Raw genomic sequence first — 26,232 nt, 5'->3', positions numbered from 1 at the left:
GACGAACTTGTCCCATAATGCTTCCTTCCATTCCTGAGAAAGGATCGCACCATCAAACCATGGGATCAAACACCTAACTTCATTGAGTCGCCTGGCGCTCTTTTTCCGGCCAGAATTCATCCACCACGACATATGCGATGATTACAAAAAAAGCGGCGCTGGCAACTTGCAAAACTCGTGTAATGCTCTTGACGTCAGCCTCGTCTGAAAACGGTGCAACCGACCCGCCATATACGATCAGAGCCGTTGTAATAGCTGAACCTGCAGCGGCGGCGAGCGGGGCTTGTGATTTTCCAAGTGCTCCGAGGGTCAGGCAAAAGAAAAAACACAACAGAATAGAAGTGAGAATAACCGGGGCTACTACGTTTATCTCGTAGCAAATGATGGAGACTGCCGCTCCGAGAAGGTTTGCCGTCAGCATTGCTTTTGCTACGGTTTTGCCCGCGGCAGGCATCGCCGCGAGTTGCTGGCTCAGCAGCGCGACAAAAAATAGAACCAGCAATGCAGATGCGCCGGAAACAAAGAAAGCCATAGCAAATGGTACTGTGACAAGCGACATCCTGACTATGCGGCGATGTGGGTCGAAATCCGGCGACGTTGCAGCTTTCTTTTGAGCTGCCGTTTGAGGTTCAGCGGGTATCAACACGAACATCAGCGTCGATACGAAGCCTGCAAAAAGCAGGTTCAACGGTATCCAATACACGAGCACCAAAGCCAAATCCTGAGATTGCAGAACCAGGTTTGGAATCATCAAGGCCCCCATGAGGGCGATGACACCCGGCAATACTCCGGCACCAGAAACTGACCATATAAAAGATAGGATTATTCCAATGGCCACGAGGATGAGGAACACAAGAGGATATGGTGAGAAGATTGAGGAGACCAGGAAGGAGATGAACATCAATCCAATTGAAAAGACAAACAGCTTAGCAAATGCTGCCAAAGGCAATGCGGCAGGCGCTTGAAGAAAAAGGGCAGTGAAAACCGCTCCAATGATGGCGAGTGGCCACCCGAGAAACAGGCCCAATGCAAATACACTGGTAACACCCAGCGCAAGCCGAGTGACAGAGCGCCGGTCTTCAGTACGCATAGGACAGAATTGATACCACGCGGATGTAGGCACGGCCGACGAGGTTCAGCAACGAGTTGTCACTAAGATACATAATCACATCGGCCTGCCCGTTCAGTTGGAAACGAAGATCATCTTCGGAACTGCCAGCTTCATAGCCGGGTAAAATAATCCTGACCGGGAACCTTTCCGGCTCACGCAAAAATCCCTTGGTGCTTGGCGGGCTAGCCAATTTTCCGGGTTCATCACCGCCACTCAAAGACACAGCAGCACTAAAGCTTTCAATGACGCCCGGAACAATCTGACCCGGATGCATATCCAACACTACATCTACCGGAGACCCTACCGAGGCTCTTCCCAGGTTATTTTCGGTAAAGTACGCTTCGATCCAGACGTCGGTTGCATCCAGAAATGTCAGAAGATCCTGGCCGGATCTCGCATACGTTCCGGGAGCTATCAGCAGATTTGAGATTACACCTGTCGCCGGAGCACGCAGTTCAGTCCATTCAAGGTTCAGTTCCGCATCCGCCAGGGCCGCCAACGCGCGCTGGATTTTCGGATTATCTATGCCGTCGTCACCAAGGCGCTGCTTTGCCTTTTCTAGATCCGCTTTTGCGTTCTCAAAGTTCGCCTCGGACTGTGCCAGTTGCCCTCGAGCATCATCGGCCTTTGAGACGGCAATCAACCCTTTCTTTTCGAGCGCAAATACGCGCTCAGTCTGCAGACGCATGGTGTCGAGATCACTCTGTGCCCTTGCCAGTTTAGCTTGCGCAGCGCTTACTTCCGCTGACGAGGCTCCCACTTCCTGAGTGGCAGCCTCAAGATCGGCTTCGGCTTTGTCACGATCAATTTCGTAAGGTCTGGCATCAATCCGAACCAGAACATCCCCTGCCGAGACGACCTGACCATTTTCAACGAGAACCTCGGTCACCGTCCCAGTGACTTGCGGAACGATCTGGGTCGCCACGGCCTTTACTCTTGCGTTTCCGGTGAACGGCGTCTTCCGGTCCGCGACCAGATACCAGACGAGAAAGATTAGAATGACAGCCAGTGTTGACCAGATCGTCCTCCTCATTTTGCCGCTCCTTCAACGGCTTCATCGGCTTCTGGTGAAACGTCGATCCAAACCTTAAACAACTCATAGAAGACAGCAAACAAAACTGGGCCCATGAAAATACCGATCAAGCCATAGGCCATCATGCCACCAAGAACCCCGATGAGGATCACAAGCATGGGCGTCTCGAGGCCCTTCGAGATGAACACAGGTCGTAGGAAGCTGTCCATTATTGTGACGGGAACGGCCAGTATGGTGAAGATCAGCGCTGTTCCGCCGGACATGGTACTCCAAGCGTAGATAATTACGGGTAAAAGAACCAAACCTGGCCCGATTTGTATAATTGAAAGGATCAGGCAGACAAAAGCGAGCGTGGCGGCCGAGTTAATCCCGAACAGCACCAATAACAGCCAAACGACGACCGCCTGAATGGCAGCCACCCCGATCACCCCTTTTGTCACATTGCGGATCGTTGCACCGGCCAGTGTTACAAACTCGCCGCCTCGCGGTGCGAAGACTCGGTTGGCAAAGCGCTGGAGGCCTTGGACCAGACTCGGCCCGGGGCTGAACAACGCACCCATTATCAAAACTGAAAGCGCAAGGCCCAGAAGCCCAATACCGATCCCTAGTACTTTGCCGAAAAGTGATTTTGTGATCTCCAGGATTTGCGCGCCGTATTTTTCAAGCGCACCATCCAGGTTCCGTTCAAACAATCCCCACACGTCGGCAATCTTGCTTCCGATCAGCGGTAATTCCTTGATCCGCTCGGGCGCTGGTGGAATTTTCAGCTCACCTTTATCGGCCTGATTCGCAAATTCGGACCCTAGTTCAGCAGCACCAGACACCGCAGTTGCGACTGGCCCGAGAGTCAGAACAAGGCCCAGCAAAACCAAGATCGTCGTGGCAAGTTTTTTCCGCCCTCCCAGCTTGGACTGAAGCCAATCAAAAGCCGGGTAAAGCGCCACGCAGAGTATCGTTGCCCAGATAACCACACTTGCAAGCGGGGCCACCATGACCAAGGCGCTGTAAAGGAATAATCCGAGAAAAAGCAATCGTATCGCGAGGTCGACAATCTTCGCGTCCTGGGTCTTTTCCATTCCATCCCTCCATTATCAGTTTTTCGAACAATACATTAAAAAACCGCAATATATATATCTTTTTGAACCTCTGGCGGTCTCCTATCAACTTGAAGACACAAATGAATTTGGGTCACGGCTTGAGATACCCAATCAAGCTAGTGCCTGTGCATGAACTCATCTTGGCCTAAATAGGGAAAATCTACTTGTCCGTTTTTTCGTCGCCTTGAGACAAGATACTATCTGCAACTGTGGTCGCCGCGGTCACGAAGACACCGAGTCCCACAATGATGTACACCATCGTAAAGATCTTCCCTACCGCGGTTTCAGGCGAGAAGTCACCGAACCCCACGGTCGAAATTGTCACTACAGAAAAGTAAATTGAGTCGAGCCAACTCCAACCTTCGACAAAGTGGTAAAAGACCGAGGCCCATAAAATCATTCCAACTGTGAAGGCAAGAATGCCTTTCACTCTACCGTCCTTGAAAGCGACGCCTATCCCACGTGTTATTCTTGTTAGTGAATTCATCATGTCCTCATCGTTTGATGAATTCACACATAGCAGTAATTATATGAATGTGGGAAATAGAAGAAATCTGACTGCCTGTAGTCAGGAGAATGCGTCCAACCGCCATAGTCAAAACTCATACAACTGTCCGTTTCTGGCATTTGAACTCACTTCAAGCCAGCCGTTTAGAAACTGGGTGTGCCGCGCGAAGCGAGCGTTTGTCATTTGCCCGCTACTTAAAGGTTCGAGCAAATTGACGAAAGTATCAGCCGTACGGTCAAGGTAATTCAGGGTTGAGGACAGTTACCGACCGCATATTCCATTAACTTAATGATTAATTGGTCTAGGCTGCCCAATGGGTGAATCGGAATTTCTAGGAGAAAAACGTGCGATACGTTTCAAAAGGTATAATGGTTTGTTGCGCTGTCGCGTTTGTCGCTGTGTTAGCAGCTTGGCTTTTCCTGTCTTCTGCGTTGTTTTCCACTGTCAGGGCCAATTTCGTCGAAAATTTGATCTCTAAGAAACTTGGTCAGGAGGTTAGAATAGAAGATGAAGTGCGTCTGGGTCTTGGTCGGCAATTGCAGGTATCAGCGGCAGGGCTGGTACTACCGGGTTCCCGGAATGTTGATGTGAACCTGGCAGCAATCGACGAAATTGAGTTTGAAATTTCCGCGCGCGACCTTTGGAACAGTAAACTGTCGCTTAGTAGTCTTTCGCTCTCGGGTGTTCATCTGAACCTAATCGCAGACAAAGACGGCGTCGGAAACTGGCAGTCCATTTCCCATGCGGAAGTTGAAGCCGGGAAACCCGCTGAACCTAAAAATTTGCCTATGGGCGGAATTCTAACGGACCACGAAATCGACCTTAACGATATCACCGTTCTTTATCAAAGTGATCAGAACGGGTTTGAGCTGGATCTGAAGCTTCCTGAGCTGCTCTTAAAGCGTGATATGGAAACCGATGTTGCGACCGCAGTCGGGGCCGGTTCGCTGAACGGAGAGAGGTTTGATCTGAATGCGACATTCCCCATTGAAGACCCGTTTCGGATGGCGGTGAACTTTGAACAGATTTCTATTGTCGCCGAGGAAACCCCCCAAGAGAACGGTCTGCAAGTGACTACGACCGTAGAGATTGCAGAACTTGGCCAGCTTCTCGATATCCTGAAGCTTAACCGGGTTTTGGAAGGTACGGGGAATATTGGTGCAACGTTCAAATCAGTCGACGGCGTAGCACGGATTGATGACCTATCTGTATTGGCTGAATTGGAAGGCGGACAAAGCCTTTCGCTGACGGGGCAGATCGGAGAATTGGGGAACCCGGAAGACGTATCGTTGACAACCCGCATTCGGTTGTACCCTGAAGATGCTGAACCAGCCCCTGCCGTATCGCGATATGATCTTAAACTTATCGCAGTCGACATGGTTATCGACAGCGTGCCTGGGCAGGTTCCGCAGCGACAAATGGTCATTAAGACCAACGGTTTCACGTTGGACACGTCTGGCGAAGGCCCACCCCCGATTAAGTTCTCCGAGCTTTCCAGAACGCCAGAAGGCGCGTTGAGGGTCGGAAGCATCAACCTGAGAATTGGGAACCCCGCCAATCCGTTTATCATTTTGAACGGTTCGGTCGATGACGCGCTTCAGTTGCAAGGAGTATCAGCTGAAGGCCTAATGGATATTCCGGCAAGCAGTTTAATCTCGCCAGAATTGTTGGGACCAGACGACCAGCTTGGTAGGTTTTCCGGTGACTTCCATTTGAACGGCGACATCAATCAGCTTTCGCTGACGAATTTGGATGGAAAGACAAGCGATACGGACGTGTGGAACCTTGAGGTGCATGGCACTGTTAAGAATGTACTTAAATTCGAGGACCTGGATTTGGCAATTGATGTCGCAGTTCCATCGGGAGCGGACCTTTTAGAGGCACTATCGCTTGAACGTGTGGAAACCGGGCAGGCTCGCCTTGAAATCAACCTCGTTAGCGAAGGCACCGATTGGAACGCGAGTGCCAGTGTTGAGGTTGGCGACTCTATCTTGCAGATTATGGCCGATCTTGATGATGCAACAAGCGACCCGGTGCTGCAGGGTTCGATTGAGAGTGATCTGATAAAGATAAATCAGATCCGACCCATCGTTCAGGCGGCCGCGCAGTTGCGGCAGATAGGTGGATCGGAGCCCGACGAGAAAGACATCAATCAAGAATCCGGCGACACTGGTCCTCTAAGAGATGTGACACTTAAACCTATCGGGCGCTCAATTCTCTTGTCCGGTATGGATATGGATGTTGATATTGATCTTCGGCATATTGAAGGAGCCAAAGGTATCAGCAGTTTGCAGAGTGAAGTGACGCTCAACGAAAATGAGCTCAAGGCCGGACCTTTGAAGTTTGAATACGGAGGTGCTCACTTCGACGTCAGCGGGCAGATGGATCTTTCGAACAACGCGCATCTGCTTACGTTGACAGGTAACGCTGGCGGCTGGCAGCTGGATGACATTCTGCACAATCTGAACTTCAAAAAGGGCGCAAGCGGTACGATATATGCAGATTTTTCGGTGACCGGCGGAACCGATTCACCTAAGCATTTTGCAAAAAGCATGAACGGCAATGCCACAGTTTCAATGCGTGATGGCTCAATCGAGACCCAGCTTTTGGATCTGGCAGGGCTAGGGGTGCTGCCTTGGGTGTTTACCAAAGAGAAACAAAAGGTTGCTCCAATCGTGTGTTTGCGTGCGCCGATTAGTATTTCAAATGGAAGTATTTCGACGAAACAAACCACATTGGAGACAGATCATGTCCAGGTCGTCGTCTTTGGCGGTGTTAATGTGGCGGGCAAGGTTTTGGACCTAAATCTGCAGCCCCGAAAGATTGGCGAACCTCTTTCGAAGAGCCCCTGGCCCGTGACCTTGAAGGGCCCACTAGCAAAGCCGAAGATCAAGGTCAAAGACGGCCCGAAACGACTGAAACGATCGGATGGAGCGGACAAAATGCCAGCAAAAAGAAAACTTTGCGTTCCGGACATTTTACAACTGCAGTAGTGGCGGAGGCAGTCGATAAAAGAACACTTTTAAAGTTCAAAAAAAATGGCATAGCTTTCTGGAAGCGATTTTTGCTTTGGGTTTGCCCGAGGGGGAAGGCAGCGCCTTCACCCTGACGGCCAGGGGTGTTTGGCCTGTCCAAATCCCGCTGGTCCACGAAACGAAAGCGGTGGGGCCAAAAGCCCCGTCACCATTGCAGTCATACGATTTAAGAGCTTGAATTCACAGACGGCCCCCAACAGACACTCAGCGCCCTGGTCTGATGCTGCTATCGCTGCCAGTCTTGCAGACCTTGACTGTGCGCTCAGTACTTCTGTTGAACACCGCGTAGCTTTTGCGGAAGATGGTCAATTTGGTTTGGCGCTGATGTCTCGCCTGACGCGCAGTCTTTAGCTCGATCACGTTTGGCGGTCGGAAGCGGCGCACTTCATTCGGTGACCCCGAACTTGTCCAGGAGCGCCTCGGCGACATCGCGGATTGCAGCGCGCGCCGCTTTTGGGTCGGCTTTGGCGATATCATACAAAGCTATCATAGCCTCTGAACCTGATGCTGCTGTCAGCCCGTTCACCAAACGGGCCTTCTCAGTGGGTGAAAGATTTGCCGAGCAAAGGGCGTTTCTGAACATTTCGACCCGCCGCGCGCCGCGCCTGTCGCCGGGACCATGCACGAGCCAGGCATCCAAGCTACGCGCAAGGAACTGACGGAAGGCCGCTTCATTTTCGACTGAGAGGTCGAAAATATACAGAGCGACCGCAATCGTTTTTTTCCGCGCGCCCTCATGTCCTGCGACCACCTCTTCGTAAGGACGCACAGCCACGGCAAGTCCTGCTTCGTTGGCCAAAATCTGCGGGTCCGAAAAATACCGGTACGCAGTCGCGCGCGAAATTCCTTTCTCTGCCGCTGCGGCCGCAACAGTTACGGTTTCGCCACGCAACATCAGATTTCGCGCGCCCTCAAGAATCGTTTCACGGGTTCTGGATCGTTTGCTGAGACTTGGTGCCATCAAGCACTCCAAAATAAGACACTTGCCTCAAAATGAGACATATGTATCATAATCACGTAAATGCGAACTAGAATCAACAAGGAGAAGCCAATGAACGTCCAACGTCACCGCACCTACGATGTCTTGGGAAATGTCGTTAAATTTCTGGCGTATCCTGACGAAACCGACGGCAAGTACTGCGTCATGGAGTGCATTGTTCCAAAGGGCGCAGGTGCCCCACCAAATATGCACGCCGGCGAAATGGAAGCATTCTACGTACTGGATGGTGAAGTTGCTTTTCACGTCGATGGAGAAGACATCGTTGCGAAGAAAGGCATGTTTCTAACAGTCCCTGATGGAGCGATACACGCCTTTTCCGGTGTCTCAGAGGAAGCGAAACTACTGATAGTGAACGCCCCCGGCGTGATGCACGAGCGGTTCTTTACGTCCGTCGGATCCGAATTGCCCGAGGGCGCAACGCGGCCTTTGCCGCCGAGCGGTCCTCCAGATATCCCGGCCCTGGTTGCAAAAGCATCTTCGTTGGGCATGACGATACTCGCGCCGGAGGTTGCAGATCACCGCGCCTAAAGAGCGATGAATCGACGGCTATCAGCGGCTGCTTATGGTCAATGCTTCGTTTTTTTTGAATGTCACAATGGCATTGCGTGTGCGCCCGCAAGAGAGGACCACTACCATGTTTCGCATCGCAGAAATCGCCATTCGTGTTGAATACTTGGACCGGGCAATTGCGTTCTATCAAAATTTTCTGGGCTTCAAATTCCATCACCGCGAAGCCGGTGTGGTTTTTCTGGAAGTCGGCGCACTGAATTCGCCGCTGGGCAAAGTCGGGCACCCGCAACTTCTCGCTCTATTCGGGAGAGGACACTCCATCGATGCGTCGCTTTCAACGCTCGACCACATCGCCTTTGAGGTTCCCGACGCCCAATACGATCTGGAGCGGTCCCGTTTCGCAGACCTGAAAATGATCATTCGCGAACGCTCATGGCCCGACAGTCTGCCCTGGAATGGTCGGTCGTTCTTTGCTCAGGATCCGGACGGTAATGTAATAGAAGTCATTGCTGCCAATACCGATTAACCCATGGCCGAACTCCTTGCGACCCTAACCGGACATTTACCTAGAGGGGCAAAGTCTTTGACCGTTCCTTGAAGCAGACGTTCTTATTGAGCGTCACTCATCAGATCACGAAGTACTTGCGATAGTGTCTTTCCGGCCATCTGGCTTACGTTAAAACGTAGAAACGAGTTCTTTGATTGAGTTGGGCTAAAGACATTACCGGGTGCCAGAACAACACCTTTCTTGAGAGCTTTTCGCGCCATCGCAGCAGCGTCCTGCCCGTTGGGCAGTTCGCACCATAGATAAAATCCACCTCTGGGCTTCACGAAAGGCCTTATGTCCAGCGTATTTAATTCTTCGATTGAACGCGCGCGGACGCGATCCAATTTGTCCCTAAGCGCCTCCATGTGTTTGCGATAGCTGCCATCAGTGAGCGCTGAATGTAGCAATTCTGTCACCATTGGGCTGGGGCCTCCGAAGCTGATCGCAACCTGAAGCTCAGTCAGAGACGCAATCCAGTCAGGGCGCGCTGCTATGTATCCACATCGCAACGATGCAGAAAGGGTTTTGGAGAAGCTTCCAATCGTGAGAACCCTATTCAGCCCATCCAGTGAAGCCAGCCTTGGCGAAAGATCAGGTTCGAACTCAGAGAAAATAGCATCTTCCACGATCTGCAAATCATAGGTTTCGGCCAAAGACAGCACACGGTGTGCAGTCGCTGCAGTGAGTGTCGCGCCCGTTGGGTTGTGCAATGCCGAGTTGGTCAGGTAGAGCCGAGGGCGCTCTCTCAAAAGCACGTTTTCAAATGCGGCAAGGTCGGGGCCGTTAGGCGTGTAGGGCACACTGACAATGGAAATCTGGTGCGCTCTTAGAAGGGCCTGAAAGTTGAAATAACAAGGATCATCTACCAACACGGTATCACCGGGCTTGAGAAGCAATCTACAAATCAAGTCCAGCGCCAGCGATCCGGAATTGGTGAGCAAAACAGTATCGGGATCTACCTCTATGTTCTGGTCGCACAGCATTCGTGCCACATGCTGGCGCAGACCAGAATGGCCCTGTGCACAGCTGTAATCTGTAAGCATATTGTCGTCGCCACGTGCCACACGGCGCATCGCTCGCCGGAGCGACTCGACAGGCATCCAATCGGCAGGCATCCAGCCACATCCAGGCTTTGCCATGCCCTCGCCGGCGTCAATCGATTGTCGCGCAACCCAGAGCGGATCAATCTCGCGCTCAAGCAGCGGCCCGGTCTGTGAAACCTCGAACGGCTGTACGCGGTCTGACACATAGAAACCTGAGCCGCGTCGAGCAAAAATAACTCCTTTTGCAGCCAAGACATCATAGGCCTCGACTACTGTCGAAGGTGACACGCCCAAGCGCGTCGCGAGGCCCCTGACCGAGGGAAGTTTTTCACCCGCACCCAGTGCCCGCGATCGGATGCGACGCGTTATATGTTCCATCACAAAAGCTCTACGGGTTGCAACGGCCATATAAGATTGCCTTTGTATGGGACTGATTAACAGTACAGTTTGCGTGAATTGTATCGCTTTGTATCTGCATTTTTCCCACCACTCCAGCTACAAGGTCCCAAAAGGGATCTTTCTTTATGAACTCCTCGTTTTCTGGCTGGGGCAGCGGACTACTCGGTGTGTTGATCTTCAGCGGATCACTACCCGCCACGCGGGTGGCTGTAAGTAGCCTGGACCCGCTCTTCCTGACATCAGCCCGTGCGGTTCTGGCGGCGGTTCTTGCAATTTTCTTGTTGGCCCTTTTCAGAGAGAAGCGACCCTTGCGCACGGATCTGATTTCTCTTGTTGTAGTTGCCTTCGGTGTGGTGATCGGCTTTCCGCTTTTGACGGCACTGGCACTGCAACACATCACAGCTGCGCATTCGATCGTCTTTATCGGCTTATTGCCCTTGAGCACCGCTGCTTTTGGCGTGCTGCGTGGTGGTGAGCGTCCGACCGCGTTGTTCTGGGTATTCTCAATCCTTGGCAGCTCCGCCGTCGTTGGTTTCGCGCTCTCCCAAGGCGCTGGCGGTTCGCTCATTGGCGGTTTCTTTATGGTAGCGGCGATCGTGGCATGCGGGTTGGGCTATGCTGAGGGAGCGCAGTTGTCGCGCCGATTGGGCGGATGGCAGGTGATTTCCTGGGCGCTGGTTCTATCCTTACCTATTATGGCTGCTTTCGCGATTCTGACATGGCCACCCACGTTAAACGAGCTGACCTTGCCGGTCTGGCTCAGTCTAGGCTACGTCTCGATCTTTTCGATGCTAATCGGTTTCATATTCTGGTATCGTGGCCTTGCACTTGGCGGCACAGCAGGCGTTGGACAGCTTCAGCTTCTTCAGCCGTTCTTCGGCTTGACTCTTGCGGCTCTTTTGCTCACCGAGCCCGTTGCGCCATCCATGATCAGTGTCACGATCTTTGTGGTGATTTGCGTTGCGGGGGCAAAGCGTTTCGCGTGATGGCCCACTCCTGCCATCCACTGCCCAAGTCGGAAGCCGCGGTCGCAGCCCGCATTGTGGATGGGGTGGATAACTCCTGCGCCACCGGCGTCGCTATACGCCATACTGCAGTTGTCTATCGCTGCTAGAAAACCGGCTGCGGCGTTGCGACGACCGCTCAAGAGCGGTCATTCAGCGCCTCGAAACTGGTCTAACCTCCAGTCGCATTGCGCTGTTTGAGTCGATTTGTTCTGAGATAGCCGTTTAAGTGACCTTTCACATAATCGCTCGGGGTGCACGGCTTTGATACCGTTCAGAACCCCAATATCCTGTCGATCACCCAGAACGCCGCCAAACTACCAATGCCGTAGCTTGTCACGCGTTCGAACTGACCGGCCCGATCCCTGATCGCGGGATAGACATGCCGGGCCGCGACGCCGGCCGCCAGGATCACAACGATAAAGAGAATCTGACCAAGCTCCACACCGATGTTGAAGGCAAAAAGCGCCAATGGGATATCCCCTTTGGGCAAGCCGATCTCTCGCAATGCGCCTGCAAAACCGAGACCGTGGATCAGGCCGAACGCGAAGGAGACCACCCAGGGGAATCGCACGGTGATAGGGTCGCGGGCTTCAGGTGATAAAGATAGCTCGTAGGCGAGGAACACGATTGAGAGAGCGATGACCGCCTCGACCGGAGGTGGGGGGACATTCAGCCAACCGAGTGTTGCTGCAGCCAAAGTAATGCTGTGTGCCAGTGTGAAAGCAGTGATCGCCCAGAACAGCCGACCGCGATCGCGGATCAGCAGCAGAAGTGCGAAGACAAACAGCAAATGATCCGAACCTTCCAGGATGTGCGTCACCCCGAGCGCGATGTAACTTGAGAGGACTCCGGCAATACCAGGCGCCTTGGGCACGGTGAAAGAGATGTCGTTAGAGGTGAGACGATGCACCTGAGTCTGCCCGGGCTCTAGTTCATAACGCACGAGCGTCTCTGTTCTGGTCTGGTCGAGCCCAAGGATCTGGACGACACCGCCCTCCAACCCGCGCGGGCAAGCGGTCACCCAGGCTGTCGTCCAGGCCCGCCCATCAAAGAAGGGTGGCGGAGGCGGTTTATGGGAACAGTTCTCTGGAAGGAGCGCCTTGATGGGCATCGGTTGGCCGTTTACGTCGGGTACACGCCACGTGACGCGCCAGCGCTCCTGCCCCAAGGAAGCGAGATCTAAATAGCCCGGATCAAGCGCGTGCGCCGTCACGCTGCCTGGCAGGAATGCGGCAAGCAAAGAGACTAGCAAAACGCGCAGCCAGATCATTGACCGAGCACCTGCTCTGCATCAGGTAGGCTTACCTGATAGCGCGTCAGCAGTGCCTGACCGAAGCTTTCACGCATCTCTTCCGTCTGCGTTGCACGCCACTCGGCCTCGACGCGGTCGCGGATTTCCGACAACGGTGGAAGGAAAGCCTCCGCCCGGTCGTTGACCCGAACGATGTGCAAACCGTAGCCACTCTTAACCGGTCCTTGCCATCGTCCGATTGGCAGGTCTTGTAGCGCCAGGTAAAACCCTTCTCCGAAAGTCCGGTCAATCACTGGTGCTGCTGTCATTGGAAAAGTTGGCGGTAGAAGACTAGCCGGACCCAGATTTGATGGGTCGGCACCATCTTCCAGTAACGCGATTATAGCCGCAGGGTTCCGGTCTTGGGGCAGAATGATCTGTTCAAAGGCAATTCGGTCAGGTTTCATAAACCGGTCCGGGTTTTCGTCGCGAAACGACCGGAGCACCGCCTCATCCGGCTCCAGCACCACAGCACCGGTTTCCGCCAGGAAAAGCATCTTCTGGTTCAGTCGCTGACGTATCACCGCATCCCCCCGATCAAGGCCGAGGCTCAGTGCTTCGCGGACATAGGCTTCTTCCAGTGCCCAGGACTGCATCAGGTTCTCCAGTTGCTCCACCGTGGGCGGGCGGTTCCAGGTGGCGACGAAGTTTTGAACCAGACGGTCTGCCTCGTTCTTGTCCAAGCTGATGATATTGGGCGAGGAAACAACCGGCTCGTCCTTGACAGCCGCGTAGCCGGCAAAAACAAGCGCACCGAGAAAAAAGAAATGGACGAGCGGAGATGAGATAATTTTTTTCAACGCGTTCGGCTCTTGAGTATCAGTTATTATTACCGACATAAATTCTGCGAACGGAACTATGATTACAAGCGCTTCCGAGCCCTGGAAGCATGCATGGGAGATCGCCAGGTGTTTCATCACCCGCCAACCGGGCCTGAAATGCCTGCCGCGATACAGACGCATTGAAGACGATCGGAGTGCGCAACTGGCACCAGGTGACCTGGCTTCGCGCGATGGCTTTGTTGCGGAGAACGTTCAGCGCGTTGACACAAATCATGACGAACCCTGCAATTTCGGATTATACTAGTAACATTGAATCGTAGGGGGGGAATATGAAACAGTTTCAACACCAAATTTTTCTGGCATCCGCGGCTCTGACCTCGACTGTTGTGCTCACAATGGCCATACCTTCAGGCGCACAGGAATGGACGCCTTCGGCGGAGCAGCTTGCAGAGTCCTACCCCGCGCCGGCCTATTCTCCCTATGCTGGGCGCTCGTTCCCGGAGCGGCCGCTCTGGGGTGATACACATCTTCATACCGGACAATCGATGGACGCTGGTGGCTTCGGCGCACGGCTGACCCACGAGGATGCATATCGGTTTGCGCGTGGGGAAGAAGTCATAGCCTCGTCCGGGCAGCCGGTACGACTCTCGCGACCATTGGATTGGCTGGCGATCACGGATCACTCGGACGGGATGGGGATGATCCTCGACGCGCTTGCCGCAAACCCTGCGGTAACGCGCTACGAGCAAGGACGGCGCTGGTCCGAAGGATTTCGATCCGGAGGTCAAAAGGCCGTGGAAACCGCGCTTGACCTGATCACAACGGTCTCGCAGGGAGAGGTAGAGGTTGATCTGTTCAACAGTTACATGCCCGGCGCGCGTCGTTTCGCGACGATCTGGTCGGACAACCTGCGGACTGCCGAGCGGTTCTACGATCCTGGCATTTTCACTCCCATGCTGGGGTTTGAGTGGACCTCCCTCGTTGCGGGGAACAACATGCACCGCAACGTCATTTTCCGCGACGGGCCAGCGCGTGTGGGACAGGTCGTGCCGATGGTGATGACGCCACCATGGGGCAGCCCGGATCCGATGGACTTGTACGCTTATCTCGAGGCCTATGAAGAAAAGACCAATGGCGCAGTGCTGGCGCTGGCGCACAATGGCAACCTGTCAAACGGCGTCATGTTTCCCGTCGAAACTCGTTTTGACGGGTCCGAAGTCACACAAGAATACGTTGAGTCCCGTGCAAGGTGGGAGCCTCTCTACGAAATCACCCAGATCAAGGGCGACGGCGAAGCGCATCCGTTTCTGAGCCCCAACGACGAGTTTGCCGATTATTACAACTGGGATGTCGGGAACCTTGATCTGTCCGCGCCTAAAACTGATGACATGCTGGCGCAGGAGTATGCGCGTGAAGGGTTGAAAAGCGGTCTGGCGCTGGAAGCAAAGTTTGGGACAAATCCCTATAAGTTCGGCGTAAGCGGTGCCACCGACAGCCATACAGGGCTGGTCACGGCTGAGGAAGAAAACTTCTTTGGCAAACACACCGGTTACGAGCCGTCAGCGGAACGGATGCAACATCCGTTTATGAAGTCCGAGCATGGCGAACTCTTTGCCTGGCAGATGCTCGCTTCGGGCCTCACGGCCGTTTGGGCGGAAGAGAATACACGCGAGAGTATCTTCGACGCCATGGCTCGCAAGGAAGTCTATGCGACAACGGGACCGCGTATCGCCGTGCGGTTTTTTGGCGGGTGGGATTTTGACGAGGCAGACCTGAATTCCCGCATTCCGGCGACGGTTGGATATGCAAAAGGCGTACCGATGGGCGCCGACCTTATGTCCCCCTCCGAAGGTGCACAGGCACCAAGGTTCATGGTGGCAGCCCTTCGTGATCCAATTGGCGCTAATCTCGACCGTGTGCAAATCGTGAAAGGTTGGCTCAATGAGGACGGGACGACCGATGAGAAAGTCTTTGACGTCGCCTGGTCAGACGAACGCGAAACTGGCAGCGACGGAAAGGTTCCGCCCGTTGGTGACACTGTGGATGTTGCTTCCGCAACCTGGACCAACACCATTGGTGCTGCGGAACTTGCGACAATCTGGACTGATCCTGAATTCGACCCGGCGCGCCCGGCTTTCTATTACGCGCGTGTGCTCGAGATTCCGACACCACCCTGGTACGTCTACGACGCATACCGCTACGGTATCGACATCCCTGAAGGCGCTCCTACTTCGCAGCAGGAGCGTGCGTACACGTCTCCAATCTGGTACACGCCGTAAGGCTGACTGATTGCCAAGTTTGGGTCGAAAATAACGCGATCGACTGTTCGATGGTGCGGTTGAGGGTGGCACCGCCTCTCGTGCGAAAACAGGTCTCGGTATAAAGACACGACACAACCTGAACAATATGCTGGCGGCGGCGTTCGGAAAGAGCCATTTGGAAAGCGTCGGACCTGTCTCACTTTTGGTGATCAACCCGAACTAATCCTTAGCAAAGTTGACGCCACTCGGACATTGATGTGCCAAAACGCGCAGCGGTGTCAGAGCGAATGGCGGCTAAGCGCAAAGTCTGCGACTGCGGTTCGATAGACAGAACCTCCGAGCTTTTGAACAGCGAATGTTGCCCCTTTTTCAGGCGGCTTGCGCGCCCGATTAATTAAACGTCAGAAGAAAACAAGCGCCTTGGTTGCTTGGCACAACACTGAGTTGTCCACCAATTGCTTCCATGGTCGCTTTGACAATATTCAGGCCCATACCTGTGCCACCGGCCTCTCTTTTTGTCGTAAAGAAGGGCTGCAAAACCTTGTCCTTGTTCCCTTCACTGATACCGGCGCCATTATCTGCGATTTTTAGACAGATGACACCGTCGTCCTGATAGGCTGTCAGCACGGCATTCTGTGCGCCGTGTTGCTGAGCGTTCTCAAGCATATGTGTCAGCATGATGTGCAGGGTGGGCGCCGCGACGGGTAAGGGCAGGTGATTGTTCTCAGCCTTGATCGCAAGCGCCGGGAAAGTCTGGACGAGCTGATCAGTGATGTCGTTCAGACAGCATGTACCGTTAATGGCGCTCTGATCGGCAAGGCTGAAGGCGCGCATGTTGGCCAGCAGATCCTCTATCCGCTTTCCACCTTTGTCTACAGTGTCCAGCAGGCGGTGTTTCTGCGCTGGTGGCAAATCATCGTCGCGCAGCAGCTCTGCCGCGCCTTTCAAGGCGGTGAGGGGTGACTTCAGCTCGTGGGTGACATGGGCGGTGTACGTTTTCAATCCATCCTGCTTGTCCTGCAAGCGTTCCGTCAGCGATTGAAAGCTCTGGCTCAGATCCGCGATTTCCCGCGTGCCAAGTTGGTCTGGTGGTTCCCATGCCTGACCACCGTGGCCCGCCACGTGGCTGCGCTGGATCAACAGGTGGATCGGCCGGGTGATGAACCGCCAGAACACGTACCCGATAAGCGCCGTGGATAAAGCGACAAATGCCGCGGCTTTGGCAAGGTTGAAACGTTCGCCGTACAGAAAGCGGAAAATATGGTTCGGGGTGCGGCTCAGGTAAACCGCGCCGATCAAAGTCTGATCCACGAACACTGGCATCGCCACGAAAACGCGCACGCGGGCACCGCGGCTGAGGGTATAAAGCGCAGGCGTTGCATCCTCGCGTACTCGGGTGCGCGCGACCGCGACGGTTTTCCCTGAAAGGGCCTCGCGAACCTCGTCAACATGGTCCAGCTTCTGGTCAATTTCCGCAGTACCGGCAAACACGTTCCCATCGACATCCAGCATCCGGTAACCCGCAAGGGTTTGCGCCTGGGCGGCGTTGGCGATGCGGCTTAGCGGGATGGCAATGGCCTGATGAACCGAACCGGGTTGGACGGTTGCGGGTCGCGCGTCCGGGCGCGGCGGCAGAACCGTTTCGCGATTGACCGACAGTGAAGGGAACACCGCGTGCTCGGTTGAGATTGCACTCGGGCGGGGCGGCTTGATCCCGGCTGCATCTGCATAAAGCTCGGCATACGCCGCTGACATAACCGCAGCCTGTGTCAGCAGGCTTTCTTCGGTCTGTTGCACCAGTTGGCTGTCGTAAAAACGGAACAGGATCAGCCCGGTAAAGGGCAGGCATAGGACAATGCCCAGCACCAGCAGAACGATGGTCCACAATCTGGGGCGCCATTTGCGGTTCAGCCGGGCGTGCATGCACCCATCCTGAGGCCGACACCGTGAATGGTCACGATCCCTTCGGCACAGCCGGCCTGGGCCAGCTTGGCACGGACATTGCGTATATGGCTGTCAATGGTGCGGTCCGAGACGTGGATGTTGTAGCCGTAAAGCGCATCGATCAGCTGCGCCCTGGACAGAACGCGGTCGGGACGGGCCATCAAAGTTGCCAGCAGCCGAAATTCCGATCCGGTCAGCGTCACAGGCGTTGACGCGAACCTGCACAGGTGCCGCTCTGCATCCAGGTGCAGGCTGCCTTGCGACAACACCGGGTCGGGCTGCGCAGGTGTCGGAGCGCTGCGTTTCAGGATGGCCTTGATCCGGGCCACCAATTCACGCGGGGAAAAGGGTTTGGTAAGATAATCATCGGCGCCCAGTTCCAGCCCGACGATACGGTCGACCTCGTCATCACGGGCGGTCAGGAACAGGATCGGCACGTCCGAGGATTTGCGGATGTCCCTGCATACTTCCAGACCATCCTTTTCGGGCAGCCCGATATCCAGCACGATCAAGTCGGGGTTTTCCTGGCGGTTTGTATCAAGCGCGGTCAGGCCGTCGCTGGCCAGAAGTGGCGCATAACCTGCCTTTTCAATCGCGAACCTTGTCACCTCAAGGATATCCGGATCATCGTCGACAACAAGAATGCGTGCAGGCATCAAATGGGGTCCTTCAACTCTGCTGCCGATAATAGGCTTGGATCCGCCATCTCCGAAAGCCCCATTCGCGCCAGTTGGTGATTGCATCCTTTTTCAGATCATATCGCATCCATACGTCACAGACCTGCTGTCCGGTTCTGGTTTCATGATCACGGATAGCGGGGTAAGCATCAGCACCAAGGCTGCATATGTAACCAGTGTCCTGTTGCATCAGAGCGCTGCCGTGGCTCAGATTATGGCTGGCAATGACTGATGCGAAATTCACAAAGTTGCAGATATACAAGACCACCAGAAGCGCTGCAAAACAACGCCGCAGAAGCCAGGTTGTACCAAAGCCGCGATGGATTTGCACCACGATCAGCAGCAAACCGGTGAGAACCAGCGCCATCCATATGAAGGCGGCCACCCGCAAATAGGTAAGCGCATAGGCGTCGACGTAATGATGCAGCCGGATGGCAGCTGTCAGCACCAGGAACACGTTTTGCGCCAACCACATGTAGATCAGAATGCGCAACGTCCGGTCCGCGCCGATCATGCTGTGAGTGACCAGAGTGAATACGCCCGCCATCAGGGCCGTCGCCACCAGCGGATAAGCGCCCTGATGGGCATAAGCGGCATAGCTCATCCCTTGAGGCAGGGATACACCGCCGGTCAGGATGCCGAGGTCCATCACGGTTTGTACAAGGAACATCAGGTTGAACAGCAACAGCGAATTGCGCACCGAGATTGGATTGATCAGAAATGCAGCCCGGCTTGGGCCTGTCTTCGGCATGGTGGCTGGGCGAGCAATGCCGCCCAGCCATGGATCGCTGAGGTTTAGGAACGGCCACAGCAGCGAGGCCATAACACCCCAGAACAGAAGTCGCAGCCAAAAGTACCCTTCGAACAGAAGACTTGGGTCCAGCTCTGCCAGAAGGTCTTCCAGCACCGGATTGGCGGCGGCCAGCAAGGCAAGGAAGACCGCACCCAATAGCAGCGGCAAGGCCAGCGAGGCTGCGTGGCGGCGGCTGTCGGACCCAAGATCGGCGGCCACAGCGGTGCGACATGTGTCGCGCAGTAAAAGCGTTGCGCCGATGGAAGGCAGGCGCAGGGCGGAGCGCAGCAGCAGACGTTCGTTTGCTGCTTGACCGAATAGCGCCCAGGTGGCCAGACTGACCAAACCAGCAAGGCTGAACAATAAAGATAGAAGCTGCAAATCGATGACTACCGGCAGGTTGGTCAATAACGCGAATGCGGCGGCTATGAGCCACTCCGTTGCAGTCGCCCGCCGGGGTTTCATCGCCATGATCGCGACGGACAAGACCAGCGCGAAGACTGAGACAGAAATGCCTAGCGGTTGTTCCCAAAACAACCAATCAGCAAGCGCTACCAGCGATGCAAGAAGTGGGATCGCATGGCGCATTTTCAGCGTGGACATCAGAGAACCACTTTGCTGTCGTCTGTTGCCTCCCCACCGCGGGGCCTCGTCCATCTTTCCCAGCCACCACGCGTCCAGCACGATGCTGTCCGGCACGCCGCGAATTGTCAGTTCCTGCCTCATGTCCTGTCTCCTGCTTGCAGGTTTCCTTTCCCGGCAGATTGCCTGCGGCGATTGCATCTTTGGCGCGACGTATCCGCAGCCCTCATGGGGCTTTCGTGCAGAAAATGTGCAGAGGCGGTGAAAGGCATTACCAACCACGATTTCCGAGCTGCAACTCGCGCCGCGCAATAAATGCGACGTGTCCAGACATTGAACTGCAAGCAAAAGCGCAGTGTGACACAGTTGAACCTTCCCCTGAGAAGCGGTTCGCCGTTATGGCTGGGGAAACGGAGGATCAAAAATGGCTAACCCTCTCTATGATGATCTGTTTGGCATTCACGCCGACAAAGATACGGTTTTCCTGCACCTGACAGACGGGACGACCATCACCTATCGAAACTTTCTGAGCACAGCCGCCCGGATCGCCCATGTGGCCACGCAACTGGGCCTAAAACCCGGGGACCGGGTTGCGGCTCAGGTCGATAAATCGCCTGAGGCGCTGGCGCTATACGCGGCATGCGCGCAGGCAGGCCTAGTTTTCCTGCCGCTGAACACCGCCTATACCGTGGACGAACTGACGTATTTCATCGAAAACAGCGGCGCGTCACTTGTTGTCTGCGACGGCCGAAGCAAAGACCAACTGACCCCGATTGCCGCGCGTTTTGGGGGCAGGGTGGAAACGCTGAATGCGGATGGCTCGGGCTCGCTGATGGATCTGGCGGTTGCAATGCCAGACAGCTTTGCGACCGTGGATCGGGACGGTGAGGATCTGGCGGCGTTTCTTTACACGTCGGGCACCACCGGACGTTCAAAGGGCGCGATGCTGACCCAGAACAACCTGTTGTCCAATGCGCGGACACTGGTCGAAGAGTGGCGGTTCACGTCGGAAGACGTTCTGTTGCACGCGCTGCCGATCTTTCACACGCATGGGCTGTTTGTGGCCACCAATATCATTTTGGCTGTCGGCGGAAGCATGATCTGGCTGCCAAAATTCGACCCGGATCAGATCATTAACAGGATGCCCGGAGCCACGTCGATGATGGGCGTTCCGACCTTCTATACGCGCCTGCTGGCAGACGCGCGTTTTACCAGCGAGCTTACCGAACACATGCGCCTGTTCGTTTCGGGTTCGGCCCCATTGCTGGCGGATACCCATGCACAATTCCAGGAGCGTACCGGGCATCGTATCCTAGAACGCTATGGCATGACTGAAACCAATATGAACACCTCAAACCCCTATGACGGCGAACGTCGCGCGGGCACGGTCGGGTTTCCCTTGCCAGGGGTCGAACTGAAGATATGCGATGTAGACGGCAACCCTTTGCCGCAGGGTGAAATCGGTGAGATCGAAGTGCGTGGCCCAAACGTGTTCAAGGGATATTGGCAGATGCCGGAAAAGACGGCTGCCGAGCTGCGCGAGAACGGGTTTTTCATCACCGGTGATCTGGGACGGGTCGACGAAGATGGGTATGTCCATATCGTCGGGCGCAACAAGGACCTGATCATCTCGGGTGGCTACAATATCTACCCCAAGGAAATTGAGCTGGTTCTGGACAGTCACCCCGGTGTTCTGGAGAGCGCAGTGATCGGCGTGCCGCATCCCGACTTCGGTGAAACCGTGCTGGGCCTGATTGTAGCGGAACCCGGGCAGTCTCCGGATCTCGACGCGGTCATGGGTGCAGTGCGCGACAGCCTGGCGCGGTTCAAACATCCCCGCACGCTTATTCAACTGGATGAATTGCCCCGCAATACAATGGGAAAAGTCCAAAAGAACATCTTGCGTGACCAGTTCAGGGACATGTTCAAAGCCGGGTCACAAGGCACATAATGGCAGAGCCTAGATAAGCGTCGGAAACTTGATATAGTCCTCAAAACCAATGGGGACAGAAGAATATGAACAATCGTTTGCGCAAAATCACCATCGTAGGTGGCGGCACGGCAGGCTGGATGACCGCGTTGATCCTGGACATGGTGTTTTCACGCACTTCAGCAACAAAAGACCGACCACATATCTGCCTGATCGAAAGCCCCAATATCTCGACCGTGGGTGTTGGTGAGGCTACGGTGCCGCGCATGCCGGTCACGCTCCGTCAGGCGGGCATTTCCGAACGGGATTTTTTCCGCGAGACAAACGCGTCCTTCAAGCTGGGTGTGAAGTTCTGCAACTGGAACAAAGACCCCAAAGGAAAACGCATCGATTACGTGAACCCCTTTGCCCATGGCCAGATGCTGGAAGGGTTGGACGCCGCCGAGTATTTCCTGCGCTTTGGCAACGGAGAGCGGGACTTTACACAGTCCATCTCGCCCCACGATCATCTGGGACGTCTGTGCAAAGGCGCGCGACAGCTGGGTCAGCCCGAGTTTGAACAGCGTTTTGGCTATGCCTATCATCTGGATGCGGTGAAGTTTGCGGGTATGCTTACCACGGTCTGCACAAAGCGCGGCGTCGAGCATATCCAGGACGAGGTACAGAAGGTCGAGCTGGATGAACAAGGCAACGTCAGCCATCTGATGCTGGAGCGGGCAGGACGTCATGACATCGAAATGGTTATCGATTGTACCGGGTTCCGTGGTTTGATCATCAATCAGGCGCTGGGCGAGCCGTTCTTGGATTATTCGGACTATCTGCCCAATGACCGCGCCATGGCGTTGCAGGTCGAACACCGCAATCCCAATAAAATCGAAAGCCTCACGCGGTCGACCGCGCTAGGCGCAGGGTGGACGTGGCGGGTGCCGCTCTACAATCGTGTGGGTACAGGCTATGTGTTCTCCTCGGCGCATCGAACGGATGATCAGGCGGCCGACGAATATCTTGAATGGCTGGGTGACAGCGGCAAGGGTTTGACGCCGCGGATCATCCCGATGCGCGTCGGGCGCGTGCGCAATGCCTGGGTCAAGAATTGTGTGGCAATCGGTCTGTCAGGCGGGTTTATCGAGCCGTTGGAAAGTACCGCGATCCACATGATTGACCACGCAGTACGCTGGTTTGCAGAACACTTGCCGACGCGCGACGTCGCCCCTGCACTGCGGGCAAGATACAACCGGCAGATGGACAAGCTTTATAACGAGGTTCTGGAATTCATCTGCCTGCACTACCGATTGGGCAATCGAAAGGATGATCCCTATTGGATCGACGCGCGGACAGAGATGAAGATACCGGATCGGCTGGCCGAGAATCTGGAGTTGTGGCAGCACCGTCTGCCGATGGATCACGATGTGGAATTTGCTACGCTGTTTGACCATCGCGTTTATCAGACGGTTTTGTTGGGCAAACAGGTCTATGATACGGGTTACGGTACCGGCATACGAGATCGTTTGCGGCCGTTGAAGAAAGTGATTTGGTTCCAGGGCATGCAGCGCGCGAAAGAGGATCTTGCGCAGATAGTCAAAGTGATGCCGGATCATAAAACGCTGCTGCGCGATATCCGGGGTGAGCTGGAAAAACCGGTCTTTGGGATGGCGAACGTGGCGAAACCGACGGTTGCGATGCCGGGCACGAAACCCGCACCTGTTACGATCCAGAACATGCCGAACTTTGCTGAAATCCAAAGCGGCGCGAAGGATTTGCAACTGTTCTAGCGGTTCTCTGCCTTTACGAAGGAAATTTAAGAAACTGAAGGACGAGGCATTCAGCCCCGGCCTTCAGGGCGGTTTAGCGCCAGCTCATACCCCGGTCAGACAAGTGCCTTTGAACCCGACCCGGATAATCAGAAACAATGGCATCCACACGCAGGTCGATCATCCTGGCAATATCTTCAGGGTCATTGACCGTCCAGACCGCAACGCAAAGGTCCAAATCCTTGGCCAGTTCGACGTTTTCAGCAGTTACATCCGCATAATACGGGCACCACAGTGAGCCACCCGCTTGCTTGACCAATCGCGGAATATCGCCTTCGCGGCCGCGAAAATCCGGGCAGACTGCCTTGGACGAATCCTCCCCTACATCCTCGGTGTTTTCGGGAAGTTGGGTCAGATAAGAAGATGGTATATCCGGCGCTTGCCGCTGACATTCTTCTAACAGATTCCAGTCGAAACTGTGCAGCACCACACGCGACGACAGGGCCTTGGAACGAACCTCTTGCAGGACAAGACTGACAAACTTCTCTCTGTAGCGCGCGTCATGGGCCAAATCGGAGTCCGATTTCAGCTCGAGCATCAGACAGGCATCGCTATGTTGGGGGTCACTCACCAGATCCAGCAGGTCAAGCAGCCTTGGAACGCGAACGCCATCCATTAGCGCCTGATCTGGAAATCGCCGACCATAGGCAGAATTCCCATCCAACCGCCCGATATCGAAATTCTGAATCTGCTCAAACGTCAGAGTTGAAACCTTCGGCTCTTCCCCGGTCAAAAACTGACCGTCAGCATCGCGAAAACTGGGGGCGTGCAGCCGGTGATTATGGGTTATGGCGGGGATGTCGTCAGCCGTGAGGACAACATCAAACTCCAGAAGCGGCACGCCAATGGACAGCGAAAAGTCGAAGCCAATCATGCTGTTTTCAGGCAACACACCTCGCGCACCCCGGTGGCCTACGATGCGGATCAGGTTGTCGCCCCCCCGGAAAGCCTCGACCTGTGGGAATGCCATCAGCCTTCCAGCCTTTCACCGGTGGATCGGTCAAACAGATGCATATGGTCTGAGGACACAGAAAACCGCATGTTCGGATGTCGGCCTTCGATCGGGTGCACACCCGGAAGGCTGATCGTGATCGGATCGCCCAAGCCGGTCAGTTGACCGTGTAACAGCGTGTTTGCCCCCAGTGGCTCTGCCATCTGAATCGTAGCCTCAATCGGGCCATTGTCATCCAGCAATAGATGCTCGGGTCGTACCCCCAGCTTGAAGGCAGTATCAGGGCCCTGCGACGAACCAACCGCGACCCCACCAATCATGACGGTTCCGTTTTCGCGTTGGGCCTCAAAGACATTCATCGCGGGGCTGCCGATGAACTGTGCTGCAAACAGGGTTCTTGGCGTTTCGTATACCTCTAGCGGTGTGCCAACCTGTTCGGCGATACCGCCGTTCATGACGATCATCCTGTCGGCCATTGTCATAGCTTCAACCTGATCGTGGGTTACATAAAGCGAGGTGATCCCCAGTTTTTCCTGTAGTTCACGAATCTCAAGCCGCATCTGCACGCGAAGCTTTGCGTCCAGGTTCGAAAGTGGTTCGTCAAACAGGAACACCGCAGGTTCACGGACAATCGCGCGCCCCATAGCCACCCTCTGACGTTGGCCGCCTGACAATTGTCTGGGTTTGCGGTCGAGCAATGGTTCAAGCTGCAACAGCCTGGCCGCCTCGGTCACTTTTTGATCGATCTGAGCCTTGGGCAACCCTGCGATCTTCAGGCCATAACCCATGTTCTGCCGGACCGACATATGCGGGTAGAGCGCATAGTTCTGGAACACCATGGCAATGTCACGATCCATCGGCTCTTTTTCGTTGGCCCGTTCCGCACCAATCCGGATTTCACCCGCGGTCACGGTCTCAAGCCCTGCCACCATGCGCAACAGCGTGGATTTTCCGCAGCCCGAAGGGCCGACGATGACAATGAACTCGCCATCTTCGATGTGGATGTCGATGCCATGTATGACATCTGTCGGGCCAAAGCTCTTTTTGACATTCTCCAGGGTTACTGTTGCCATTTTCTATTTCTCGCTATCGACAAGGCCGCGGACAAAAAGCTTTTGCATCGACACCACCACGATGACCGGTGGGATCATTGCCAGAATGGAGGTTGCCATGATGACCGGCCAATCAGCCACATCATCGCCAGACGGGAACATCTGCTTGATGCCCATCACAATGGTGTTCATTTCAGGGTCGGTGGTGATAAGCAGTGGCCACAGATACTGGTTCCACCCATAGATAAACAGGATGACGAACAGTGCCGCGATGTTTGTCCGACTCATCGGTACGACGATATCGATGAAAAACCGCATAGGCCGGGCACCATCCACACGCGCAGCTTCGGCCAGCTCGTCCGGGATTGTCAGGAAGAACTGACGGAACAGGAAGGTCGCCGTGGCCGAGGCGATCAGCGGAAAGATCAGTCCGTAGTAGCTGTTGAGCATGCCGAACCCGGCCACGACCTCAAATGTCGGAACGATGCGCACTTCGACCGGCAACATAAGGGTCAGGAAGATCAGCCAAAAGAACGTTGTTCGACCGGGAAAGCGGAAATAGACGATTGCAAATGCCGAAAGCAGTGAAATGATGATCTTGCCCACTGCAATCCCGATGGCCATTACAAGGCTGTTGAACAGCATCGTTGCGACGGGGACATTCACGCCGGAAAACAAGGCTGCCTTGTAGTTCTCCCAGAACTGATCACCCGGCAAAAGCGGCATGGGTGGTGATACAACTTCCGGCTGGGTAACGGTTGAGGCGACAAATGCCAGCCAAATCGGAAAGAAGATGACCAGGACGCCAAGGATCATCAGGGCATGTGTCAGCCAGATACCCGCTCCGCGCTTTTCGACCATTCCGTG

General features: G+C 54.8%; 21 protein-coding genes and 1 pseudogene. 7 read left to right on the top strand and 15 right to left on the bottom strand.

Translation table 11 applies throughout. The features are described from left to right. Positions 1–79: 79 nt before the first annotated feature. The 4 genes from AC2FLO_RS06715 to AC2FLO_RS06700 form a co-directional block, all read right to left on the bottom strand. Positions 80–1,090: a DUF2955 domain-containing protein gene (locus tag AC2FLO_RS06715; RefSeq protein WP_480586605.1), complete on the bottom strand. Its 1,011-nt coding sequence runs from the start codon at positions 1,088–1,090 to the stop codon at positions 80–82. Further along, positions 1,080–2,144, bottom strand: coding sequence for an HlyD family secretion protein (locus AC2FLO_RS06710; RefSeq protein WP_496804389.1), 1,065 nt, complete (start codon positions 2,142–2,144; stop codon positions 1,080–1,082). The genes AC2FLO_RS06715 and AC2FLO_RS06710 overlap by 11 nt, the downstream gene beginning before the upstream one ends. Next, the gene (locus AC2FLO_RS06705) at positions 2,141–3,220 is read right to left on the bottom strand and encodes an AI-2E family transporter (RefSeq protein ID WP_480586600.1); all 1,080 of its coding nucleotides are present in this window, start codon (positions 3,218–3,220) and stop codon (positions 2,141–2,143) included. Before AC2FLO_RS06705 ends, AC2FLO_RS06710 begins: the two co-directional genes overlap by 4 nt. A 181-nt stretch (positions 3,221–3,401) precedes the next feature. Continuing rightward, positions 3,402–3,671, bottom strand: a complete 270-nt coding sequence (locus AC2FLO_RS06700) for a potassium channel family protein (RefSeq protein ID WP_496753751.1) — start codon at positions 3,669–3,671, stop codon at positions 3,402–3,404. Positions 3,672–4,093: 422 nt separating this feature from the next. Here AC2FLO_RS06700 and AC2FLO_RS06695 point away from each other — a divergent pair, with 422 nt between their 5' ends. Continuing rightward, positions 4,094–6,742, top strand: coding sequence for an AsmA family protein (locus tag AC2FLO_RS06695; RefSeq protein WP_496753753.1), 2,649 nt, complete (start codon positions 4,094–4,096; stop codon positions 6,740–6,742). Between the two features lie 427 nt (positions 6,743–7,169). On the opposite strand, the gene AC2FLO_RS06690 is transcribed toward AC2FLO_RS06695, so the two are convergent. Then, on the bottom strand, positions 7,170–7,745 hold the full coding sequence (locus AC2FLO_RS06690) for a hypothetical protein (RefSeq protein ID WP_496753755.1): 576 nt from the start codon (positions 7,743–7,745) through the stop codon (positions 7,170–7,172). 90 nt (positions 7,746–7,835) lie between these two features. Between AC2FLO_RS06690 and AC2FLO_RS06685 the strand changes: the two genes are divergently transcribed. Both AC2FLO_RS06685 and AC2FLO_RS06680 read left to right on the top strand, forming a co-directional pair. After that, positions 7,836–8,312, top strand: a complete 477-nt coding sequence (locus AC2FLO_RS06685; protein ID WP_480586591.1) for a cupin domain-containing protein — start codon at positions 7,836–7,838, stop codon at positions 8,310–8,312. A gap of 106 nt (positions 8,313–8,418) precedes the next feature. Further along, positions 8,419–8,820 (top strand): VOC family protein, encoded by a 402-nt coding sequence (locus AC2FLO_RS06680; protein WP_480559554.1) that lies wholly within the window; start codon positions 8,419–8,421, stop codon positions 8,818–8,820. A gap of 83 nt (positions 8,821–8,903) precedes the next feature. On the opposite strand, the gene AC2FLO_RS06675 is transcribed toward AC2FLO_RS06680, so the two are convergent. Both AC2FLO_RS06675 and AC2FLO_RS06670 read right to left on the bottom strand, forming a co-directional pair. After that, a complete protein-coding gene (locus tag AC2FLO_RS06675) occupies positions 8,904–9,956 on the bottom strand; it encodes an aminotransferase-like domain-containing protein (protein WP_496811654.1) in 1,053 nt (350 codons plus the stop codon). A 141-nt stretch (positions 9,957–10,097) separates the two neighbouring features. Further along, positions 10,098–10,262: pseudogene (locus tag AC2FLO_RS06670) on the bottom strand (GntR family transcriptional regulator); the annotation flags it as partial. 146 nt (positions 10,263–10,408) lie between these two features. Here AC2FLO_RS06670 and AC2FLO_RS06665 point away from each other — a divergent pair. Then, positions 10,409–11,269: a DMT family transporter gene (locus tag AC2FLO_RS06665; RefSeq protein WP_496753761.1), complete on the top strand. Its 861-nt coding sequence runs from the start codon at positions 10,409–10,411 to the stop codon at positions 11,267–11,269. Between the two features lie 292 nt (positions 11,270–11,561). Here AC2FLO_RS06665 and AC2FLO_RS06660 read toward each other — a convergent pair whose 3' ends face one another. Both AC2FLO_RS06660 and AC2FLO_RS06655 read right to left on the bottom strand, forming a co-directional pair. Then, the gene (locus AC2FLO_RS06660; RefSeq protein ID WP_496753763.1) at positions 11,562–12,560 is read right to left on the bottom strand and encodes a HupE/UreJ family protein; all 999 of its coding nucleotides are present in this window, start codon (positions 12,558–12,560) and stop codon (positions 11,562–11,564) included. Beyond that, complete coding sequence (locus AC2FLO_RS06655; RefSeq protein ID WP_496753765.1) at positions 12,557–13,498, bottom strand: peptidyl-prolyl cis-trans isomerase; 942 nt, start codon at positions 13,496–13,498, stop codon at positions 12,557–12,559. The genes AC2FLO_RS06660 and AC2FLO_RS06655 overlap by 4 nt, the downstream gene beginning before the upstream one ends. A gap of 194 nt (positions 13,499–13,692) precedes the next feature. On the opposite strand from AC2FLO_RS06655, the gene AC2FLO_RS06650 reads away from it, so the two are divergent. After that, the gene (locus AC2FLO_RS06650) at positions 13,693–15,642 is read left to right on the top strand and encodes a DUF3604 domain-containing protein (RefSeq protein ID WP_496753767.1); all 1,950 of its coding nucleotides are present in this window, start codon (positions 13,693–13,695) and stop codon (positions 15,640–15,642) included. 372 nt (positions 15,643–16,014) lie between these two features. Here the strand turns inward: AC2FLO_RS06650 and AC2FLO_RS06645 are convergent, their stop codons facing one another. From AC2FLO_RS06645 to AC2FLO_RS06635, 3 genes are read right to left on the bottom strand one after another with little or no spacing between them, the layout of a single operon-like run. Further along, positions 16,015–17,547 (bottom strand): sensor histidine kinase, encoded by a 1,533-nt coding sequence (locus AC2FLO_RS06645; protein ID WP_496753769.1) that lies wholly within the window; start codon positions 17,545–17,547, stop codon positions 16,015–16,017. Then, a complete protein-coding gene (locus AC2FLO_RS06640; protein WP_480586575.1) occupies positions 17,532–18,224 on the bottom strand; it encodes a response regulator in 693 nt (230 codons plus the stop codon). The genes AC2FLO_RS06645 and AC2FLO_RS06640 overlap by 16 nt, the downstream gene beginning before the upstream one ends. A 13-nt stretch (positions 18,225–18,237) precedes the next feature. Then, positions 18,238–19,764, bottom strand: a complete 1,527-nt coding sequence (locus tag AC2FLO_RS06635) for a DUF4153 domain-containing protein (RefSeq protein ID WP_496753771.1) — start codon at positions 19,762–19,764, stop codon at positions 18,238–18,240. Positions 19,765–20,044: 280 nt separating this feature from the next. Between AC2FLO_RS06635 and AC2FLO_RS06630 the strand changes: the two genes are divergently transcribed. Both AC2FLO_RS06630 and AC2FLO_RS06625 read left to right on the top strand, forming a co-directional pair. Next, the gene (locus AC2FLO_RS06630) at positions 20,045–21,571 is read left to right on the top strand and encodes a malonate--CoA ligase (protein WP_496753773.1); all 1,527 of its coding nucleotides are present in this window, start codon (positions 20,045–20,047) and stop codon (positions 21,569–21,571) included. 65 nt (positions 21,572–21,636) lie between these two features. Further along, positions 21,637–23,322, top strand: a complete 1,686-nt coding sequence (locus tag AC2FLO_RS06625; protein WP_496753774.1) for a tryptophan halogenase family protein — start codon at positions 21,637–21,639, stop codon at positions 23,320–23,322. A 73-nt stretch (positions 23,323–23,395) separates the two neighbouring features. On the opposite strand, the gene AC2FLO_RS06620 is transcribed toward AC2FLO_RS06625, so the two are convergent. Genes AC2FLO_RS06620 through ugpE form a run of 3 tightly spaced genes read right to left on the bottom strand, consistent with a single transcriptional unit; the run spans position 23,396 to position 26,226 of the window. Beyond that, a complete protein-coding gene (locus AC2FLO_RS06620; protein WP_496753776.1) occupies positions 23,396–24,331 on the bottom strand; it encodes a glycerophosphodiester phosphodiesterase family protein in 936 nt (311 codons plus the stop codon). Continuing rightward, a complete protein-coding gene (gene ugpC, locus AC2FLO_RS06615) occupies positions 24,331–25,386 on the bottom strand; it encodes a sn-glycerol-3-phosphate ABC transporter ATP-binding protein UgpC (RefSeq protein ID WP_496753777.1) in 1,056 nt (351 codons plus the stop codon). Before ugpC ends, AC2FLO_RS06620 begins: the two co-directional genes overlap by 1 nt. Positions 25,387–25,389: 3 nt before the next feature. After that, positions 25,390–26,226: a sn-glycerol-3-phosphate ABC transporter permease UgpE gene (gene ugpE, locus AC2FLO_RS06610; RefSeq protein WP_209506351.1), complete on the bottom strand. Its 837-nt coding sequence runs from the start codon at positions 26,224–26,226 to the stop codon at positions 25,390–25,392. Between the last annotated feature and the right edge of the window lie 6 nt (positions 26,227–26,232).

The sequence above is a fragment of the Ruegeria sp. TASC047 genome (assembly GCF_059612445.1).
Note: the sequence above shows the minus strand (reverse complement) of the source record. Positions and strands in the feature narration are given on the sequence as shown.